Here is an 18593-nt window from a genome sequence, read left to right on the forward strand (position 1 = left end):
GCTACGTCCCTGGATTCGTTCAACTAAGAATCAGGTGGGGGTTAAATGCCTAAATGGCATTTAACGGGCAGTTTGCTCATGGTAATCAGCTATAAGAAACTGCCCCGGAGTCGTAAGACAAACCCCATCTGATTCAAGTTTCACTTTATTTTTCATCTCTTAAAATGAAGTTTTTACTAGATATTTTATATGTAAAACTCTATATAAAATATTATATTATAAATTAAATCTTTGCAAATTTATTAATAATTTTTTATTCATTATGTATATGTTATCACTTTAGTTAACTTCTAGCTACTAAAATTACACCAATTATTATAAATCCAACCCCTGTAATTCTTATGAGAGAAATATTTTCTTTGAATAAAAAATAAGAAAAAAACATGGTAAGCACATAACCTATACTAACCATAGGATATGCATAGCTTAACTCTACTTTACTTAAAACCTTTATCCATATAAGAAAACTTAGTCCATAAGATATAGTTCCACACATTACTGGACCATTCTTCAAAATACTCAATATACTTGGTATTAAGTACTCAACCGCAAAATTCAATTGAAGGTTTACTGCCCCATATTTAACTAAAACTTGTCCAATAGCCCCCAAAAACACTGAAACTAAAATCAAATATATCATAATTTTAACTCCTTATATATGTATACCATAAGTTTTATAAAACAAATAAAGAAATATGTAATTATAAATATTTCAGGAAAAGCATATCTACCTTGACCTTCTGTTATAAAATATACAGATGTAAACATAAAAAATAGTATCACTGAATACAGAGAAAATTTATCCAACCTATCTGTACTTCTTTTAAAAATTCTTATTAAAATTAGAATACTGTAAAAAAGTATATATATAATTGCAGGTACAAATATTATATTCCTTATACTACTTGTAATATATAAAATCAATGCCTTTGTACTTTCATCTAAACTTGAGCCCTGGGTACTATAAAGTACATCATCACCAACAAAATATGTATTAAATAATCGCTTACCTCCTAGAGCAAAAAATTCTCTAGGGTGTTTTTTAATCCACTCTTTAGCAGCTTTACTAAGCATCTTGTTTTTTTCTGTCATATTAGCCTGTTTATATTCTTCAGTTTTTACCAAAGAATTTTCTACATCCTCTGCTGCCATCCATCTTCCCTTATGATTTTGCGAATTATTATTTATGTATAGAACTATTCCTCCGTTATTTGACACATATGTAATTTGTCCCATTAGCTTTGAGTTTCTATAAATCCATGGTGAAATGACAATTATACACATAAATAAAATAATAAGCGCATTCTTAAGTGGTATTATTAATTGTTTTTCTTTAATTAATTCTAGTAAGAATATTGCAAAAGAAAATACAATAAAAAAAGGTTTTATCATTGTATTTAACCCTACTAAAAATCCAATAATTACATACTTATATTTTACTTCTCCAAAATAAATTGCAGTTATAAAGAGCATTATTGTTGTAAATAAAATTTCTGTTCCTACAATACTATTATAAAATATATTATTAGGCATGAACACAAATAGAGTAAAAATAATCTTTTTTTCTTTATCTTTAATGTTTAAATTATTAAGCACAGATAAAAAACATATATTCGCTACAAATATAAGTATAACATTGAATGCCTTAGCTTTTAAAAGACTAGCTCCAAAGACCTTAAAAATACCACCTAGTACTATAGAATACCCAACAGAGGTATATGTGTCTCCCCAAGGTAATCCATTAGCAATATCTACAGCTAGATCATAATAATATTTAAAATCCGAAAAGGGTTGTGTATTTACAAGTAGTATCCAGAGTATAGATACAATCATACCTAAGGTTATGACGACTTTATAATACTTATCTATGTTGAAAATTCTGTTTTTCATATAATTTTTATCCTTTCTATAATTTTAGATATATTATTACTAAAACTGATAACACCCACAGCATTATATTTATTAAAAAAGGTACATCTTTACTAAAAACATCTTCTGGTTTCCCTCCCACATTTTTCTTATCCACTAGATATTCATATCTAAAGATTCCATACAATACAAAGGGTATAGTAAAGATCATGGTCTTGCTTTGTACTGAGCTAAAAGTATAAAGGCAGTATGCCATGAGTATAGATGGCGTTACTATAGTAAGCATCTTATCTAACATATGTACTGAATATTCTTCTAATATCTTTCTGTGAGATCCACTGCTATCTTCTAAAGTTATTATTTCACTTTTCCTTTTATTAAGCGCTAAAAACAACGAAAGAAGTATGGTACACAAAAACAACCAAGGAGAAACTTGAACACCTGTTGCAAGACTGCCACTTTCTACTCTTAATACAAATCCCAATGTAATTATCATTACATCAATTATAACTACATTCTTTAATTTAAAGGAGTAAAATATATTTATTATTACATATAATACAAATATATATAATATCTTCAAATCTAGAATAGCGTATGAGAAATATAGTGCAAATAAAGACATGATAACACCAAGAACTATAGCTGTACCTTTTGACACACGTCCACTAGGTAACGGTCTTTTTTTCTTACTAGGATGACATTTATCTTTTTCTATATCCACTATATCATTTACTATATATACACATGATGATGTTATACAAAATAGAATGAAAGTAATAATGTTTAATTTAAAAATCTCTACGTTTAAAAAATTACCAGAAAAAATTATTGCTGCGAAAACAAAGAAATTTTTAATCCATTGTTTAGGCCTCATTAATTCAACTATTGCTCTTATGTCCATTGTTTATCTCCTTTATTTATAAAAAATATCACTTTAATATAGTTAACATCATCTAATTTATCATATTTCCAACATAAAAAAAAGGACTTGATTTAAATTCAGGCCCTTTTTTAAAAAAATTTACACCTTTATGTTATCTTGGCTGTACGATTAATTTAATTGCCGTTCTTTCTTCGCCATCTATTTCAATATCAGTAAATGCTGGAATACATATTAGGTCTATCCCGCTAGGTGCAACAAACCCTCTAGCTATCGCAACAGCTTTTATAGCTTGATTAAGTGCACCAGCACCTATAGCTTGTATTTCTGCTGCTCCTCTCTCTCTTAAAACTCCTGCTAATGCTCCTGCCACCGAATTTGGACTAGATTTTGCTGAAACTTTTAATACTTCCATAATAAACCTCCCATATATTATATTAACTCTGTTTGTTATTATTACTATAATATAGTATTCTACAAAAAATTAAAAATTCCTTTTAAATTCTGTAAAATATGAAACCTTTACAAAACTTAAAAGGAATATTTATTCTTTTATATGCAATTGATTATTTTGCATATTCAATTGCACGAGTTTCTCTAATGACATTTACTTTTATTTGACCCGGATACTCTAATTCACTCTCTATTCTTTTTGCAATATTTCTTGCCATTTCAACAGCACCGGCATCATCAAGTTCTTCTGGTTTAATCATAATTCTAAGTTCTCTTCCCGCTTGAATAGCATAAGACTTCTCTACACCTTCACATGTGTTTGCTATTTCTTCTAACTTTTCTAATCTTTTAATGTATGCCTCTAAGGTCTCTCTTCTTGCTCCTGGTCTTGCAGCAGAAATTGCATCTGCAGCCTGAACAAGTACGGCTTCTAAAGATTGAAATTCAACATCTCCATGATGAGCTCCTATTGCATTCACCACTATTGCAGATTCCCTATATTTTTTTGCAGCTTCTGCTCCTATTATTGCATGAGGACCTTCAACCTCATGATCAACTGCTTTGCCTATGTCATGAAGTAATCCAGCTCTAGTTGCTATGGTAGGATCCATCCCCAGTTCAGCAGCCATAAGACCAGCTAAATAAGCGACTTCAATAGAATGCTTAAGTACATTTTGACCATAACTAGTTCTATATCTTAGTCTACCAAGTAATTTGATTAACTCTGAATGTAGACCATGAACACCAGTTTCAAAAGTTGCTTGTTCTCCTTCTTCTTTTATATCATTTTCAACTTCTTTTTTAGCCTTTTCAACCATTTCTTCAATTCTTGCTGGATGAATTCTTCCATCAATGATCAGTTTTTCCAAAGCTATTCTTGCAACTTCTCTTCTTATTGGGTCAAACCCTGAAAGAATTACTGCTTCCGGTGTATCGTCTATGATTAAATCAACACCTGTCAATGTTTCTAGTGTTCTAATGTTTCTACCTTCTCTACCAATTATTCTACCTTTCATTTCATCGTTAGGAAGGGAAACAACATGAACTGTAGTCTCTGCTACATGATCTGCTGCACATCTTTGAATAGCACAAGTTATAATTTCACGTGCTCTCTTATCTGCTTCTTCTTTAGCCTTAGATTCTACTTCTTTAATCATGATTGCGGTTTCGTGTCTTATTTCTTTACTAGTTTCTTCCAATAAAATTTCCTTAGCTTCTTCAGATGTCAAACCTGATAATCTTTGAAGTTCTTCTCTTTGTTTTTCATATAATTCTTCTACACTTGCTTGCAATTGTTCGATTTCTTGCTGTCTTTTATTTAAATTTTCTTCTCTTTTTTCTAGTGCGTCATTTTTCTTGTCTAGCACTTCTTCTCTCTGAATCAATCTTCTTTCTAGTCTTTGAATTTCATTTCTTCTGTCTCTAGATTCTCTTTCAACATCACTTCTTAACCTATGGACTTCTTCTTTTGCCTCAAGTATAGCTTCTTTCTTCTTAGATTCGGCCTCTCTTTCAGCCTCCTCCTTCAATCTATGAGACTCTTCTAGAGCCTGCGATTTAATAGCATTTGATTTATTTCTTGTAATATAAAACTCAGCGAACAAACCAATTGCTATAACTATACCAATAATAATTTCAATTATGATAGTCACATGAGCACCTCCTTTGCTGTTATTATGCATCTATCATTGAATCAAATATGCAAGCATAGAAAAGGTGTCATACTTATTCAATTGGTAATTATTAAATAAATGATAAACCAGATTTTGTATTAATTTTATATTATATTTTAAGTATTGTCAAGTTTATATGAGTTCTATATATTTTTTATGACAATATAATATAAAATCGCAAGTTTTAAAAAACTTGCGATAAATCATACATCTAACTTTCTATGCTAGCTTCTTTTTTACCTTCAGAATCTTTATTATTTACAGCAGATTTTACTAATGGAAGTTGATGTTTTTCTCTAATTTTACTCTCTATTTCATATAAAACTTCTAAATTTTCTTTTAAGAACTGTTTAGCATTTTCTCTTCCTTGTCCAAGTCTAGTATCGTTATACGAAAACCATGCACCACTTTTCTGTACTAACTCTTCTCTTACCCCTACATCAAGAACATTTCCTTCTCTTGATATTCCTTGGTTATACATTATATCGAATTCTGCTTGTTTAAAAGGTGGTGCCACTTTATTCTTAGTAACTTTAACTTTGGTTCTATTACCAACAACCTCGTCACCTTGTTTTATAGAATCAATTCTTCTTACATCCATTCTTACAGATGCATAGAATTTAAGTGCCCTTCCTCCAGGAGTAGTTTCTGGATTTCCAAACATAATTCCAACTTTTTCTCTTAACTGATTTATAAATATAGCTACACATTTTGATTTATTAATGGAACCAGTTAACTTTCTTAATGCCTGTGACATAAGTCTTGCTTGAAGCCCTACATGAGAATCGCCCATTTCGCCTTCAATTTCTGCCTTAGGAACCAATGCTGCAACTGAATCTACAACTATTGCATCTACAGCTCCTGATCTAACTAAGGCTTCAGCTATTTCTAACGCTTGTTCTCCTGTATCCGGTTGAGATACTATTAAATTTTCTATATCTACACCTAAAGCCTTTGCATACGCTGGATCCAACGCATGTTCTGCATCTATAAATGCTGCTGTTCCGCCTGCTTTTTGCGCTTCAGCAACAATATGTAGTGCAACAGTAGTTTTACCTGAAGATTCAGGACCAAATATTTCTATAACTCTTCCTCTTGGCACTCCACCTATACCTAATGCTATATCTAAATCAAGACATCCAGTTGATATTGCATCAACGTTTAGTATGCTGTCTTCTCCAAGTTTCATTATAGAACCTTTTCCAAATTGTTTTTCTATTTGTCCTAATGCCGCTTCTAAGGCCTTTAACTTTTCACTATTTATATTCCCCAAAGGGATCACTTCCTTTCTACTCGAACATTTGTTCTAATATAATTATATAACATATTGTCTTAACGGTCAACAGAATATAAAATAAAAGTTCCTGATACCAGGAACCTATTATTTAAATTATAGACAAGTTTAATTAATTTAATACCAATGTTATCTATATTTCTTACTTATCAGATCTCATAACTTCTTTATTTTTTATAAAATAATCTAAGCCTGAAATTATAGTAACAGCTATAGCAATAGCCATAGCTATCTCAGTAGCTATATTAAGATAGCTATGTGGATATGTAATACTTCTTCTCAAAGCACCTAATGATACACGGTTATAATTTAAGTTTATTAATGCTAATATAATTGCTACTATTTGCGTTATTGTTTTTGCCTTTCCCCAAGCGCTGGCGGCTATAACTATTCCTTCAGCAGCAGCTACAGCTCTGAGTCCAGTTACCGCGAATTCTCTTGCAATTATTATCATAGCTGCCCAAGTTGGGATAATATGAAACTCTACTAAAGATATTAAAGCAGCCGTAACTAACAATTTATCAGCAAGAGGATCCATAAATTTTCCGAATCTAGTAATTTGGTTTCTGCTTCTAGCTATATACCCATCTAATGTATCAGTAATAGATGCAATAATAAATATAACAATTGCTATAAGCTTGCCATAAGGGATATCCCTTATGGTTATAAAGAGTATAAAAAATGGAATTAATAAAATTCGTAGTATTGTAAGTTTATTGGCAAGGTTCATCACATACAACTCCTATTAAATCATATTCAGAGCTACTGGTTATTTTTACACATACCATAGTTCCAGTTTGTATATCTTTATTACATTTAAAATATATTAGACCATCTATATCAGGTGACATTTCATAGCTTCTTCCAAACCACCTATCTTCCTGTTTACCTTCTACAAGCACCTCATATACTCTACCTAATTTCCTAGAGTTAACTTGCTTAGATATATCTTGCTGAAGAAGCATCAATTCTTCTTCTCTTTTTTCTTTTGTTTCTTCATCTATCTGGTTTTCCATTTCAGCGGCAGGTGTACCTTCTTCCTGAGAATATTTAAATACACCTAGTTTATCAAACCTTACTTCTCTAATAAAGTCCTTTAACTCATTAAAATCTTCTTCACTTTCACCTGGGAATCCCACTATTATAGACGTTCTTATAGCTATATCTTTTACCCCGGATCTTAGTTTTTTTAAGTTTTCTATTATTTCTTCTTTTCGTCCTCTTCTTCCCATAAGCTTTAAAATATTATTACTTATATGTTGTATCGGTATATCTAGATAACTACATACTTTCTTATTGTTTGATATCTCTGCTATTAGTTCATCAGTAATTTCTTCAGGATAACAGTATAGTATTCTAATCCATTGAATTTCTTTAATCCCTGATATGTTTCTAATTAATTCAGGCAGCATTTTTTTACCGTATATATCAATTCCATATCTTGTGGTATCCTGTGCAACTAGTATAACTTCCTTTACACCTTGTTCTGCAAGACTTTTAGCTTCATCTAATATACTATCTAAATTTCTACTTCTATACTTTCCCCTTATCTTAGGGATTATGCAATATGTACAAAAGTTATCACAGCCTTCAGATATTCTTATATACGCTGTTGATGATTGTGTAGTTAGGATTCTTTTTCCTTCATTTATAACTGAGTCACTATAATTACAACTATAAAATTTATCCTCTTCATTACCAATACATTTTTCAATAGCTTCGTTAAGCTTACCGTAATCATTAACTCCAAGCATTATGTCTATCTCTGGCATTAGTTCCATAAGTTCTTTTCCATATCTCTGCGTTAAGCAACCCGTTACTGCTAAGACCTTACAGTTATATTTGTTTTTAAATTTTGCCATTTCTAATATAGTATCTATAGACTCCTGTTTGGAAGATTCAATAAATCCACAGGTGTTAACAATTATTACATCTGCTTCCTTAGGATCATTTACTATAGAATTTTTAACGTTTATATTACTAAGAATGATTTCAGAATCTATTCTATTTTTGTCACAGCCTAAGCTTATTAGTCCAACTTTTAATTTATTCACTACTGTTCCTCCTGAATGTATATTGTTATAATAAAAACTCATACATTATTTTAAATCTACTTTTGGTATTTTACAAGATAAATTTATATACATTTTTTTATAACCTTAATTTTTAGTGTAAGAATCTCTATTTATAAGTACTTGTCTAGGCTTACTTCCATCTCTAGCTGATATTATTCCTCTCTCTTCCATTTGATCAATTATTCTAGCTGCTCTATTATATCCAATTCGAAGTCTTCTCTGCAGCAGCGACGTAGATGCCTGTCCTGTTTCAATTGCTATTCTAACCGCTTCTTCTAGTAACTCATCACTTTCAGTATTTTCAACATTACTACTAGTATCAATATGATCTATAATATCATTTTCATATGTTGCTTCACCTTCACCTTGTTTAATAAAGTTAACCACATTTTCAACTTCGCTTTCAGATATAAAAGCTCCTTGAATTCTTATAGGCTTTGCTTCTCCTACAGGATAAAACAACATATCACCTTTTCCAAGAAGTTTTTCTGCTCCTGTACTGTCAAGTATAGTTCTAGAATCAATTTGGCTTGATACTGCAAAAGATATTCTCGAAGGAATATTGGCCTTAATTACTCCTGTAATAACATCCACAGAAGGTCTTTGCGTTGCAATAACTAAGTGCATACCAGCAGCTCTAGCCATTTGAGCTAAACGCCCTATATAATCCTCTATATCATTAGGACAAACCATCATTAAATCTGCTAACTCATCAATAATTATAACCACAAAAGGAAGCTTGCTTTCTGTCTTACCTTTTTCCAATAGTTCATTATATCCTTCTATGTTCCTTGCTCCGTTATCTGCAAAAAGCTTATATCTTCTTGTCATCTCCTGTACTGCCCAATTTAAAGCTCCTGCAGCTTTCTTAGGATCTGTAACTACCGGAATTAACAAATGTGGTATACCGTTATATACACTCAATTCTACAACTTTAGGGTCAATCATTAGCAGCTTTACGTTTTCTGGAGAATACTTATAGAGCAAGCTTATTATAAGAGTATTTATGCATACACTTTTTCCTGAACCCGTAGCTCCCGCTATAAGCACATGAGGCATCTTTGTAAGATCTGAAACAACACAGTTACCACCTATATCTTTTCCCAGGCAATAAGCCAAATTCTTGTTTGATGCCGTGAATTCAGGAGACTCTATAACTTCTCTTAAATATACTGCAGTTAGCTCCCTATTAGGAACTTCTATCCCAACTGCTGCTTTACCTGGTATAGGAGCTTCTATTCTCACCCCAGAGGCAGCTAGACCTAGCGCTATATCATCTGATAAATTTACAATTTTACTTACTTTAACACCAGGGCTTGGCTGTAGTTCAAACCTGGTAACAGAAGGTCCTTTGCTAACTTGAATAACCTTTGCTTCAACTCCGAAACTACTTAAAGTATCTTCTAATTTATTAGCATTATTTATTAATTCTTTTTTATCTTCTCTATTTAGCTTAGATTGAACATTAGCTTTTAATAAGTCTGATGCTGGAAAGCTATATTGTATACTAGTATTAATATTACTTGAATTCATCTGTTTTTCTAACTCTTCATTTATAGTTTCATCTTCTACCTTATCAGAAGCACACTCAATTTCTATATCACGTTTAATACTTTTATTTTCTTTAGCTTCCTTAATTTCTATTAATTTATTATCTTCCTTAGATACTTCTTCCTTATTCTCCTTGTCTGAAGATTTCATAAAATCTAAGATTTTTATCCTATTGTTAATATTTTTTATGAAGCTTTCCTTTTCACTCTTATCTGCAGGCATATGTTGTATATTCTTAGCTCCTTCATCAATAATATCTTCTTCTTCAGCACCTGTATCTTCTAGTATATATTTAAATTTGCTTATTACATCGTATAAAGTTATTCTGCTCATTAGTATAAAAGCTATTATGTATACTGACATAAAAATGACATAACATCCTGCTGTACCAAATAATTTATATAGGGGTAAATCAATTAAAAAACTTATTATCCCTCCATGTAGAACTTTATTTGATTCATATATAGCTGCAACACCATCGCTTACACTTTCTCGTATTAGATATTGTGGCATTATTACCATTTGCATTGTTAAAAGTGTATTTATAATAATAATAAGAATTCCGTAAAATTTTTTACTAAAGCTTATTTTATTTCTCTTAGCTATAAAACAAAAACCTGTAAAAATTATTAATGCGGGAAATATATATGCTCCTATACCCATGACAGCTATTAATATTTTTCTAATAAATCTACCAATAATACCAGAAGATGAGGTTGAAAAAACACTAATAATCATTAATATTCCTAATGTAACTAATAGGATTCCTTTTATGTCTCTGTTAAACTCGTCCTTTTTAACTTTTCTACCCATGCCTACATCACCTCCATTTTACTATAATAACATTATCTTGTTTTACATAGTTATTAAATATATACCTATAAGTTATTCTACAAACTAAATATATTTCCTCCTAAATATATTTCCTCTTAATAGTTAATAAATATAAATTACCATAGGAAACTTCCTATGGCTGTTTTTGCTTTGCTTTATTCTTTTCCCCTATAAGCTCCTCTAACTTTGCTAAGGCTTGACTTATGCCACCAACTTCATCGATTAGCCCAGCATCTACTGCCTGCTTCCCGATTAAAATTGTTCCCATATCATTTAGGAGCTCATTAGTTTGAGCCATCATTTCCCTTAAGCTATCTCTATGGGTTTTTGAAGTTCTAACTATAAATTCAATTATTCTTTCTTGCATTTTATTAAAATATTCAAAGGTTTGAGGAACTCCAATTACAAGTCCATTCATCCTTATAGGGTGAACAATCATAGTAGCAGAAGGTGATATAAAAGAATAATCTGCAGATGTGGCAAGTGGTACTCCAATGGAATGACCTCCCCCAATTACTAATGAAACTGTAGGTTTGCTTAAACTATTTATCATTTCCGATATAGCAAGACCTGCCTCTACGTCACCTCCAACGGTATTCAGTATAGCCAATACACCTTCAACATTAGAATCATTTTCAATGGATACTAATAAAGGTATAACATGTTCATATCTAGTTGTTTTAGTTTGGGGTGGTGCAACCACATGACCTTCTACCTGACCAATTATAGGAAGTATTTGAATTCTATCTTTGCCTTTAGGAATATTTTGAGTTCCCAACTCTTTTATATTTTCCAACTCTTTGTTATCTTTATTTTCTGCATTGTCTTTATCTTCTAGCATAGTAATCCCTCCTTGCATAGGGTTATTCTATGCATTAAAGAGGCTGCGTATACATTTAATTACTTTTAATTACTTTCCCCACCTAATTTAAACTCTTCATGCAGGGCATTGATAGCTGCTTCTTGATTTTTACTCTCTACAAGACACCAAATTGTAGTATGAGAATCTGCAGTTTGTAGTATTTGAATATTTTCTTTTGCTAAAGCATTTAGTATTCTAGCCATTACTCCTGGTATTCCTCTCATACGATTTCCTATGATAGAAATCTTTGTACAATTCTCTATACTTGAATAAACTAAATTTAGATTTTCCATCACTACATTAAGCTTTTTTATATCATTTATTCCTATAGTAAATATTTTTTGGTTAGGAAATACATTTATTAAATCAATGCTTATGAAGTTATCAGCTAATTTATTTAATAATACTTTATAATTCTCGTTATCCTTATTATTTTTTAGTTCAACTGTAATTTGTATTCTTTCATCCATGAAAGTTATTCCTGTGACAATGTTGTCAGAAGAATGTATACTATTGCTTACTATAGTTCCTTTACAATTATTAAATGTGTTTTTAATTGCAAGAGGAACATTTGCTTTCATTGCTATTTCTACTGCTCGTGGATGTATTACTTTAGCCCCTTGATCTGCCAGTTGGAAAACCTCATTGTAACTTATTTCTTCTATTAGAGAGGCATCCGATACTATTCTTGGGTCAGCAGTCATAATTCCATCTACATCTGTGTAAATTTCAACCTCATCAGCATTTAAAGCAGCTCCTAAAAGAGATGCTGTTACATCACTTCCACCTCTTCCTAGAGTAGTTATAAACCCCTTTTCACTTATTCCTTGAAAACCTGCAACAACAGGAATTTTTCCTTCTTTTATTATGTTTATTAATTTACCTGAATCTACCTTTATAATAGAAGCATTGTTATAATTATCATCTGTTATAATTCCAGCTTGTCCCCCTGTTAAAGGAATTCCTTGAAGATTATATTTTATCATTTCATCACTAATCACTACGGTGCTTATTATTTCTCCGCAACTCATAAGTAGGTCTAGTCCTAAAGTATTGTTTTTCTTAAAATCATCACTTACTAAGGACAGAAGGCTATCTGTTGCATAAGGCTGTCCTTTTCTTCCCATAGCTGACACTACCACCACTGGTGAAAAACCTTTTTCTTTTGCTTTTAACACCTTTTCAATAACAAGTTTACGTCTCTCAGCACTTGAAACAGAAGTTCCTCCAAATTTTTGTACTAATATTTTCATTTTTACCCTCCAATACCTTATCTAATATATAGTATATTAAGGGAATTATAATGTGTTAACGAGATTTCTTCAGGATTTCTTCTTCTGCATCAATTATTATAGTCTTAGAACCAATTTTTTTTACATGCTCCCAAGGTACTTCTATAAATTCGCTTTTAGAGAATAATCCAAATTTAGATTTGTTATCGCTGAGAATTAATAACCTTAGTCGCCCTTGTTCGTCAATTACTATATCATTATTCCCTAAACAGTTAAATTTATCCCCATCATTAACATTTATTATTTCATATCTTTCCATTTCACTATATAATTTTATATTATCGCTCATAGTAATACCTCCATAAATATAATTTTAGGTATGGTTTTTATTCTAGATAACCATGCCCGAAATTTAACTTATACGATCGAATATGCTGCCAAACTTCGGCACGTTAAAAACTTTTAATCAGTCTAAAGTTCGTGTTTTAAGCAGAGAGCCAAAATCTGTGATTTTGTGCGAATCACTTACTCATCTGACGAAAGGAAGAGTAGTTTCATTAAGAATCTTTGATAAACTCGTACCTCAGTCCGGACCAACTTATCAATTACCATTGATAAGTCGCTGGTTGAAAGCCATTCAGGCTTTCAACCATATCGAAGCTCCTAAGATTTTCAAAAAACACTTCACTAAGACTGATAAAAAAGTTTTTAAAAGTGCCATCAGTTTTGGCATCATATTCCTACGTATAAGTTAAATTTAAGTTGTGGTTATCTATCTGAAAATAACTTGTGAAAAACTAAGGCACAACTATTGTTGGGTGCCATAGTCACTCTACATAATATGATTTATATTTAAGAGATATTACTTTTTGTCTATATAAGATTACTTTTTTTATTCTTGAAAGATATAGTTTCTTTTTCTATAATATTTGTTAATATTGATAAGTCTACGTTTTCCCCTACATAAGCTGAATTTATTATACCATTTGCAAAGGTATTTTTCATAACCTCATCTAATTTGTCACTATTTATTTTATCTATTTTTTCTATAATATCTTTTGGTGTATTTATCCTATTTAAAAGTAATATAGATTTTCCATTGTTAAACATTCTGCTGCTAGTACTTTCAAGTCCTAATATATAGCTACCTTTTAATTGTTCTTTAGCTTTAGTTAGCTTTTCCTTGCTAATGCCAGTTTTAATAAACTTGTTAACCTCATCTTTTATCATACTTAAAGCATCTGCAGCATATTTAGGATTAAGACTAGTATATATGCTTACAACGCCAGTTTTATTAAAGGACGATATATATGAGTATATAGAATAGCATAATCCTTTTTCTTCCCGTATTTTTTGAAATAGTATAGATGACGCTCCACCGCCAAGTACATTATTTAAAAGAAGTAATGCATATAAATCATCTTTACCTGTTTCTATTCCTGGAATACCTAAGCTTAAATGAAGTTGCTCTATGCTCTTCTTCTTAAATAAGTGATTATTTAATATTTGTGGCTCTACATAACCATGTATTTTTTTATTTGTAGTATTCCAGTTACCAAAATACTTTTCCACTAAGTTTTCTATACTTTTCATATCAAACTTTCCTGAAATGGATACTACACAATTTTCAGGTATATAGTGAGAAGAAATATATTCTACAATTTGATCTCTATTGAAAGATTTTACAGTATCTATAGTACCTAGTATAGGTAAGGATATAGAATCCTCTCCCCATATAGCTTCACTGTGCAAATCTGATAGCACATCCTCTGGTGAATCCTCACTCATATTTATTTCTTCTATTATTACCCCTTTTTCCTTTTCTATGTCTTCTAGAGAAAATTTGCTATTAAACAGCATGTCAGCTAATACATCTAAAGAAAGTTCTAAATGGGAATCTAATGCTTTTATATAAAAGCATGTAGCTTCTTTTCCCGTAAAAGCATTTAGCTGACCACCAACATCTTCAATACATTCGGCTATTTCAAGTGCAGTTCTATTCTCTGTACCCTTGAAAAACATATGTTCAATAAAGTGAGATATTCCATTGTTTATTCTATTTTCATTTCTTGAACCATTTCCTACCCATAAACCTACACTAACAGAATTAACATAGTCAATATTTTCTACAACTACTCTTAACCCGTTATTCAACCTAAATATATTATACATGTATCCTCCTTAGGAATGGTAATTTTATTTTACCAGCATTTTTCTCTTTTAATTTATTATATAAAAATAAAAAGGCACCTATAATGCCCTTTATTTTTGTTCTTCATTTGAATCCTTTTCTTCTGAGTCCTTTATAGCATCTTTCCTTGAAAGGTTAACCCTTCCTTGGTTATCAATTTCCGTTACTTTTACTAGTATTTCATCGCCTACGGAAACTATATCTTCTACTTTATTTACTCTAGCAAAATCTAATTTAGAAATATGAACTAATCCTTCTTTACCAGGAAGTATTTCAACAAATGCGCCAAAAGTAGTTATCTTAGTTACTTTTCCTAAGTATATTTCTCCTACTTTTACTTCTCTTGTTAGGTCGTCTATAATCTTTAATGCTCTTTTAGCACATACACTATCATCAGACATTACAAATATTTTTCCATCTTCTTTTATATCAATTTTTACACCAGTTTCAGCAATTATCTTATTTATAACCTTACCACCGGCTCCTATTACATCTCTAATTTTATCAGGATCAATAGACATTGTATAAGTCTTAGGTGCATATTTTGATAGCTCTTCTCTTGGTTCAGATATACACTCATTCATCTTACTAAGTATAAATAGTCTACCTTTTCTAGCTTGCTCTAAGGTATCTTTTATACACTGATTTGATAAACCAGCTATTTTAGTATCGAATTGTATGGCAGTGATTCCAACTTCAGTTCCAGCTACTTTAAAGTCCATATCTCCAAAAAAGTCTTCTATTCCCTGTATATCAGTTAATATTCCCTCTTGGGATAAATCTTCACTAGTTATTAATCCCATAGCTATACCCGCAGCAGGCCTCTTAATTGGAACACCAGCGTCAAGTAAGGCTAAGGTACTTCCGCATACACTAGCTTGTGAAGTAGATCCATTTGAACTTAATACTTCTGATACAAGTCTTATTGTATAAGGAAATTCATCTTCACTTGGTATAAGTGGTTCTAAAGCTTTTTCTGCTAAAGCTCCATGCCCTATTTCCCTTCTTCCTGGACCTCTTAAAGGTTTTACTTCCCCAGTACTATAAGATGGGAAATTATAATGATGCATATATCTCTTAAACTCTTCAGCACCAAGACCATCTAAAATTTGAACATCACCTAAAGCACCTAAAGTTGCCACAGTCATTACTTGAGTTAGTCCTCTAGTAAATAATCCTGTACCATGAGTTCTTGGAAGTAATCCAACATCACAGCTTATAGGTCTTACCTCATCAAATGCTCTTCCATCAGGTCTTCTATGGTCATTTAATAACATATACCTAACAATTTCTTTTTGAAATCTATATATTATATCCCCTATATCTGAAGTGTTTTCAGGATATTTTTCACTAAATTCTTCAGCTACTTTTTCTTTTATTATATCCATTGCAGCATTTCGCTGATCTTTGTCTGTTATGTACATAGCATCTTTTATGGTATCAAAAGCGAAATCTCTAAGTTCTTTCTCTAGGTTTTCATCAGCTTTATACAACACAGGTTCAGCTTTTTCTTTACCGAATTTTTTCATTGCTTCTTCTTGAAAAGCTACTATTTTCTTACATTCATCAAAGCCAAACATAATAGCATCATACATTACATCTTCTGGTATCTCTTTTCCACCAGCCTCAACCATCATAACTCTATCTTTAGTTGCACATACAGTTAAGTTTAAACTGCTTTTTTCTCTTTCATTTAAAGTTGGATTTACTACAAAATTACCATCTACTAATCCAACTGAAACGGCTCCTACAGGGTTATTAAAAGGTATGCTTGAAAGACATAACGCAATTGACGCACCATTAATAGCTAATATATCAGGAGTGTTATCTTGTTCTACTGATACAACAGTACATACAACCTGCACATCATTTCTATATCCTTTAGGAAACAATGGTCTTAAAGGTCTGTCAATAGCTCTTGCATGTAAAACAGCTTTTTCAGAAGGTTTACCTTCCCTTTTTATAAAACCTCCCGGAATTTTACCTACAGCATATAATCTCTCTTCGTATTCTATACTTAAAGGAAAAAAATCAATACCTTCTCTTGGCTTATCAGAAGCATTGGCGTTAACAAGAATTACTGTTTCACCATAACCTACAAGTATAGCACAATTTGAAAGCATTCCTACCTTGCCTAATTCAACTTTCAAAGTTCTTCCAGCAACATTAGTTTCAAATACTTGACTCATAAATTAACCTCCCTTCACAGGTTTCAATATTATTATCAATATTTATCAATATTATTATACAATTTTAGTTAGTAATTTTAATATTTTTTTAATGATTTAAACATAACTATTCCTAAATATTCCAAAATTTTTATTTAAAATAATAGAGCGGTTTTAAGCCGCCCTAAAATTATTTTCTTAACTTTAACTCTGCAATAATAGCACGATATCTTTCAATATCTTGTTTCATTAAATAGTTAAGAAGACCTCTTCTCTTACCAACCATCATTAAAAGACCTCTTCTTGAGTGGTGATCTTTCTTATGAATCTTTAAGTGACCAGTTAAATGACTGATTCTTTCAGTAAGTAGTGCTATTTGCACTTCTGGAGAACCTGTATCTCCTTCGTGTCTTCCATGTTTTTTTATTAATTCATCTTTTATTGCCTTTTCCATTAATCTACACCTCCGTTGTTAATCCCCTTTATTCCAAGAAATCCGTCGGCAATGCAGAATTCTTAGGATAAGGATCACGAATGTTATTATAACAAATAAAAATTATATTGTAAATTAATTTTTAAAATTAATTTCTAGTTTTTGCTTCACTGCGTACTCTTTATCCTTTTCTAATTGTTTAGTGAGTTCTTGTAGTGAATCAAACTTTTTCTCATCTCTAATTCTCTCAATGAAATAAACTTTAATTTGTTTGTTATATATATTCTCATCAAAATCCAATATGTAGGTTTCTATACTTAATTTATCATCGTTAACTGTAGGATTATATCCTATATTAGTTATACCTTTATAAACTTTCCTTTTATACTCAACCGCAGTGTAATAAACTCCTCCCCTGGGAATTACAGATCGCTTATTATAGTTAAGATTAGCTGTAGGAAAACCTATAGTTCTACCTAACTGTTTACCTTTTATAACTTCACCTTGCATAGCAAATGGTCTTGTAAGAAGTTTGTTAGCTTTATCTATATCTCCATCATCTGCTATGATTCCTCTAATCATAGAACTACTTACTATCTGATCATTAAACTTAACAGGATCTTCTACATATAATGAAAATCCATATTTTTCACTAATCTTATTAAGCAGCTCAACATCTCCCAAGTTTTTATATCCAAATCTATAATTAAATCCAACTACCAAACCTTTAGCCTTATAATGATTTAGTAAGTTAACAACAAAATCCTCAGGATGTAGTTTCATAAGGTTCTTATCAAAGTCTACCATATTTATTATATCCAATGCGGTATTTTCTAACACACTAATTTTCGTATTATTATCCATTAACAGTTTTGGAGCCAATTCCGGATTTATGGTCATAAGAGGGTGTGTTTTAAATGTAAGTACCATACTTTTAGCGTTATATTCTTTAGCCAATTCTATTGTTTTATTAATTAGATTTATATGCCCTAAATGTAATCCATCAAAGCTGCCTAATGCTATATAAGTATCATATTGTAAAAACTTTACAAAGTTATCTTCCATAACAATCATA

General features: G+C 31.1%; 16 protein-coding genes. All 16 read right to left on the bottom strand.

The window, feature by feature from the left end; all coding sequences use genetic code 11:
* Positions 1-283: 283 nt before the first annotated feature.
* A complete protein-coding gene (locus tag HGI79_RS00950; RefSeq protein ID WP_185648851.1) occupies positions 284-640 on the bottom strand; it encodes an EamA family transporter in 357 nt (118 codons plus the stop codon).
* Entirely contained in the window at positions 637-1890 is a 1254-nt protein-coding gene (locus HGI79_RS00955; protein WP_185648852.1) for a hypothetical protein, read from the bottom strand. The genes HGI79_RS00950 and HGI79_RS00955 overlap by 4 nt, the downstream gene beginning before the upstream one ends.
* Before the next feature lie 16 nt (positions 1891-1906).
* Positions 1907-2773, bottom strand: coding sequence for a decaprenyl-phosphate phosphoribosyltransferase (locus tag HGI79_RS00960; protein ID WP_185648853.1), 867 nt, complete (start codon positions 2771-2773; stop codon positions 1907-1909).
* Positions 2774-2906: 133 nt separating this feature from the next.
* Complete coding sequence (spoVS, locus tag HGI79_RS00965; protein ID WP_012101836.1) at positions 2907-3167, bottom strand: stage V sporulation protein SpoVS; 261 nt, start codon at positions 3165-3167, stop codon at positions 2907-2909.
* Between the two features lie 151 nt (positions 3168-3318).
* Positions 3319-4887, bottom strand: coding sequence for a ribonuclease Y (rny, locus tag HGI79_RS00970; RefSeq protein WP_185648854.1), 1569 nt, complete (start codon positions 4885-4887; stop codon positions 3319-3321).
* A gap of 202 nt (positions 4888-5089) precedes the next feature.
* A complete protein-coding gene (recA, locus tag HGI79_RS00975; RefSeq protein ID WP_395939491.1) occupies positions 5090-6142 on the bottom strand; it encodes a recombinase RecA in 1053 nt (350 codons plus the stop codon).
* Positions 6143-6314: 172 nt separating this feature from the next.
* A complete protein-coding gene (gene pgsA, locus HGI79_RS00980) occupies positions 6315-6902 on the bottom strand; it encodes a CDP-diacylglycerol--glycerol-3-phosphate 3-phosphatidyltransferase (RefSeq protein WP_185648856.1) in 588 nt (195 codons plus the stop codon).
* Complete coding sequence (gene rimO / locus HGI79_RS00985) at positions 6886-8226, bottom strand: 30S ribosomal protein S12 methylthiotransferase RimO (RefSeq protein ID WP_185648857.1); 1341 nt, start codon at positions 8224-8226, stop codon at positions 6886-6888. The genes pgsA and rimO overlap by 17 nt, the downstream gene beginning before the upstream one ends.
* A 105-nt stretch (positions 8227-8331) precedes the next feature.
* Positions 8332-10611 carry a DNA translocase FtsK gene (locus HGI79_RS00990; RefSeq protein WP_185648858.1) on the bottom strand — a complete coding sequence of 760 codons (2280 nt, stop codon included), beginning with the start codon at positions 10609-10611 and terminating at the stop codon, positions 8332-8334.
* A gap of 154 nt (positions 10612-10765) precedes the next feature.
* A complete protein-coding gene (locus HGI79_RS00995) occupies positions 10766-11473 on the bottom strand; it encodes a ClpP family protease (protein ID WP_185648859.1) in 708 nt (235 codons plus the stop codon).
* Positions 11474-11538: 65 nt separating this feature from the next.
* Positions 11539-12747, bottom strand: coding sequence for an aspartate kinase (gene dapG, locus HGI79_RS01000; RefSeq protein ID WP_185648860.1), 1209 nt, complete (start codon positions 12745-12747; stop codon positions 11539-11541).
* A gap of 55 nt (positions 12748-12802) precedes the next feature.
* Positions 12803-13075 (bottom strand): YlmC/YmxH family sporulation protein, encoded by a 273-nt coding sequence (locus HGI79_RS01005; RefSeq protein ID WP_185648861.1) that lies wholly within the window; start codon positions 13073-13075, stop codon positions 12803-12805.
* A gap of 524 nt (positions 13076-13599) precedes the next feature.
* Positions 13600-14898, bottom strand: coding sequence for a pitrilysin family protein (locus HGI79_RS01010; RefSeq protein WP_185648862.1), 1299 nt, complete (start codon positions 14896-14898; stop codon positions 13600-13602).
* Positions 14899-14988: 90 nt separating this feature from the next.
* Positions 14989-17106, bottom strand: coding sequence for a polyribonucleotide nucleotidyltransferase (locus HGI79_RS01015; RefSeq protein WP_185648863.1), 2118 nt, complete (start codon positions 17104-17106; stop codon positions 14989-14991).
* A 169-nt stretch (positions 17107-17275) separates the two neighbouring features.
* Positions 17276-17539: a 30S ribosomal protein S15 gene (rpsO, locus tag HGI79_RS01020; protein ID WP_185648864.1), complete on the bottom strand. Its 264-nt coding sequence runs from the start codon at positions 17537-17539 to the stop codon at positions 17276-17278.
* Positions 17540-17653: 114 nt separating this feature from the next.
* On the bottom strand, positions 17654-18592 hold the full coding sequence (locus HGI79_RS01025; protein WP_185648865.1) for a bifunctional riboflavin kinase/FAD synthetase: 939 nt from the start codon (positions 18590-18592) through the stop codon (positions 17654-17656).
* Position 18593 lies beyond the last annotated feature (1 nt).

This window comes from Clostridium sp. DJ247, from assembly GCF_014231265.1.

What these genes read in the sequence shown, in the direction of transcription:
- HGI79_RS00950 (WP_185648851.1), bottom strand. Translation starts at nt 640, where the DNA reads ATGATATATTTGATTTTAGTTTCAGTGTTTTTGGGGGCTATTGGACAA.
- HGI79_RS00955 (WP_185648852.1), bottom strand. Translation starts at nt 1,890, where the DNA reads ATGAAAAACAGAATTTTCAACATAGATAAGTATTATAAAGTCGTCATA.
- HGI79_RS00960 (WP_185648853.1), bottom strand. Translation starts at nt 2,773, where the DNA reads ATGGACATAAGAGCAATAGTTGAATTAATGAGGCCTAAACAATGGATT.
- spoVS (WP_012101836.1), bottom strand. Translation starts at nt 3,167, where the DNA reads ATGGAAGTATTAAAAGTTTCAGCAAAATCTAGTCCAAATTCGGTGGCA.
- rny (WP_185648854.1), bottom strand. Translation starts at nt 4,887, where the DNA reads ATGCATAATAACAGCAAAGGAGGTGCTCATGTGACTATCATAATTGAA.
- pgsA (WP_185648856.1), bottom strand. Translation starts at nt 6,902, where the DNA reads ATGAACCTTGCCAATAAACTTACAATACTACGAATTTTATTAATTCCA.
- HGI79_RS00990 (WP_185648858.1), bottom strand. Translation starts at nt 10,611, where the DNA reads ATGGGTAGAAAAGTTAAAAAGGACGAGTTTAACAGAGACATAAAAGGA.
- HGI79_RS00995 (WP_185648859.1), bottom strand. Translation starts at nt 11,473, where the DNA reads ATGCTAGAAGATAAAGACAATGCAGAAAATAAAGATAACAAAGAGTTG.
- dapG (WP_185648860.1), bottom strand. Translation starts at nt 12,747, where the DNA reads ATGAAAATATTAGTACAAAAATTTGGAGGAACTTCTGTTTCAAGTGCT.
- HGI79_RS01005 (WP_185648861.1), bottom strand. Translation starts at nt 13,075, where the DNA reads ATGAGCGATAATATAAAATTATATAGTGAAATGGAAAGATATGAAATA.
- HGI79_RS01010 (WP_185648862.1), bottom strand. Translation starts at nt 14,898, where the DNA reads ATGTATAATATATTTAGGTTGAATAACGGGTTAAGAGTAGTTGTAGAA.
- HGI79_RS01015 (WP_185648863.1), bottom strand. Translation starts at nt 17,106, where the DNA reads ATGAGTCAAGTATTTGAAACTAATGTTGCTGGAAGAACTTTGAAAGTT.
- rpsO (WP_185648864.1), bottom strand. Translation starts at nt 17,539, where the DNA reads ATGGAAAAGGCAATAAAAGATGAATTAATAAAAAAACATGGAAGACAC.
- HGI79_RS01025 (WP_185648865.1), bottom strand. Translation starts at nt 18,592, where the DNA reads ATGATTGTTATGGAAGATAACTTTGTAAAGTTTTTACAATATGATACT.